We start from the raw sequence: 2,491 nt of genomic DNA, 5'->3' as shown, positions 1-2,491 counted from the left end.
GGAAGGCATTTGGGTGTCTTCGGCGAGGAAGGTTTCGCCGAACCCGCCGGATCCGAGTTCGCGCAGGATGCGATATCTGTTGTTGAGTAATGTGGGTCTCATTATAGATTCAGTGGATCGATAAAACTTTTTTCGATTGTATCACTCTACTTCGGCACGGCCTGAAATTTTTAATCAATCTTTAAGGAACGTCTTTTTCTTTGGTCATTGGTCATCGATAGTTGGTTGTTTGGTATAGATCCTGTGTCTGATGTTGACGGAAAGCAACTAGCGGAGAAAGAATTCAGTAGGAGAGGGTCGGAGTTGAATGATTTGACGATACATCGACATTCAAGCGTTTCTATAAAAGATGCAATAATTGAAGGCCGATCTATGCACTCTTATAAATTTTATGCTAATATAGCATTGGAGATCACCCTCGTTTGTTTAGTATGAAAAAAATTGACAATACCCATTCAAAATACTGCCACAAATTGCCGAGTCAGTATGGCAGGTTAAGGCTTATTGAATCAAGGAATAGTAAGCGCAAACACCAGCTTGCTCGGAGAAGAGTCGTTTTTTCATTTCTGAGTTCTTTGATTTTAACCGTAGTAATTCTCCTCAGTGGAATTCAGTTATTCAACATGATAGCAGGCTCCCAGGGTGCTATGCAAAAATGGGACGTTCAGTTTATTAATGTCGCTACAACAGAGATCGAATCAGATAGCAGCTCTTATTTTGGGCAACCCGTTGCCAATATTGTTGCCCTCAGTCCTCGAAACGATAAACGCTCATTACTTCGGTTTTATGCCAATTCAGAAGTCAAAACTTTTTTACCCAGGGAAGTAAATAAAGATTCTTTTGCTATGTTGGCTTCTACTCAAATCAGGCTAAAAGCAGACGAAATTTACATCTGGGAAAACCATTCGACTGGTTGGGTGGAAATTGAAATAATAAATACTGAAACGGCGGAATCTAATCCTTATTTAATTTGGGATGGAGGTAAAAAGCGCGATCGCTTTATTACCCCAGAAAAAAAAGTCTTCTTTGAGGTGCAAGATTCTGGTGTTTATGACATCAATGTTTATTACTTCAACAATAAAAATGACTCGTTACCTATAATTGATATAGACTTGGAAAATCCTCCAATTCCTGACAGCTACGAACAGTTGTACCAATATTATGGGAATCCTCTAGATCCAGATTTTGTCACCAATTACATTACGATCGTAGGACTAAAGAATCCTAATGGTGGGGAATGGGAAGTAGAATGCCATAAGGCGATTGTCCAACGTCTGCGGCAAGTCTGGGAAGATTTAATAAGTAGGGACAAATTGCACTTAATTCAAACCTACAATGGCTGTCTAAATATTCGCATGAAACGAGGCAAAAATGAGCCATCAGTCCACAGTTGGGGATTGGCGATCGATATCAATGCAAAGCAATATCCAATGGGTTCTGTGGAACAACAGCCAGAAGCGATAACTAATGCTTTTAAAAAGCAGGGATTTTCATGGGGAGGGCATTGGAAAAGCAGAAAAGACCCGATGCACTATGAATTTTCAGTAGCGGGAATTTAGGAAATATGACATAATTTGTTTAATCTTTATACCCTTTTTGCATAGGAGAAACTAAGTTTCGACGCTCAAAATATTCAGGGCTGTATAGAGTTATTTCAGTAGAAGTTATAAACCGGGTTTATTGGCACAAAAATTTAAGGATTTAGCCAAAAAGTCATAAACCCAGTGTATTGTCTACTTTTTCTAAAACTACACCGACGCTCTGAACTTAGTTAAGGTAAACCGACTTCTGCCCATACTTTCGTTTCTGGAGACGGAGAATAAGGATCGACAAAGGTCGCTACTTTCAAAATCACGACTTCTTGTCCCGGCATCAAGACACTGATTTTCTCTTCTAGCTCGTAGTAAGGAGGCTGGGGATGATTTTGTCTCAAATTAACCCCATTTGAAACAATTACTTTGTCTCCAATAGCCGGAACAACCGGAGGGGAAATGATGACGGGTTGGTTGGTGGGAATTAATGGTTCACCAACTGAGGCAGTATCGTTGGTATTGTCAACGGAACCAATTCGCATCCATCCTAAAGCTTGATTAGAGATATTGCGTCTTTGCTGTTGCTGGTTGTTGGGTGGATTCAATATCATGGTTTGGTAGCGATCGCTAAAAAAGAACGAACCGATTCCAGATGCAGCAATCAGAATAGCACCGACTACACCACCCATAATCGCAGCTTTTTGCCAATTCCCCATTCCTTGGGGTTCCTTAGAGGGTGGAGCGCTGGGGGAAGACAAACTGGTAGTCGGTAGAGATACTGCTGTAGGTGGTTGATGTGCCCTTGTAGGTGGTGGGGAGGCGAAAGTGGGGGGCGCGGCGGCGGTATAAGCGGGGGCGGCGATCGCATCCAACATTTCCCTGGCACTAGAGAAGCGATCGCGCGGATGAGACTTAATCGCCCGATCCAATATTCCCGCTAATGTGGGACTAATCGTAGG

1 protein-coding gene and 1 pseudogene are annotated in these 2,491 nt (G+C 42.0%); one reads left to right on the top strand and one right to left on the bottom strand.

Annotated elements, in window-relative coordinates:
• Positions 1-431 precede the first annotated feature (431 nt).
• Positions 432-1,559, top strand: coding sequence for a M15 family metallopeptidase (locus tag AC0QH1_RS00865; protein WP_324628835.1), 1,128 nt, complete (start codon positions 432-434; stop codon positions 1,557-1,559).
• 212 nt (positions 1,560-1,771) lie between these two features.
• Here the strand turns inward: AC0QH1_RS00865 and AC0QH1_RS00860 are convergent.
• Positions 1,772-2,491 (bottom strand): annotated as a pseudogene (locus AC0QH1_RS00860) (hypothetical protein); the annotation flags it as partial.

It is taken from the genome of Phormidium sp. CCY1219 (assembly GCF_055795085.1).
Note: the sequence above shows the minus strand (reverse complement) of the source record. Positions and strands in the feature narration are given on the sequence as shown.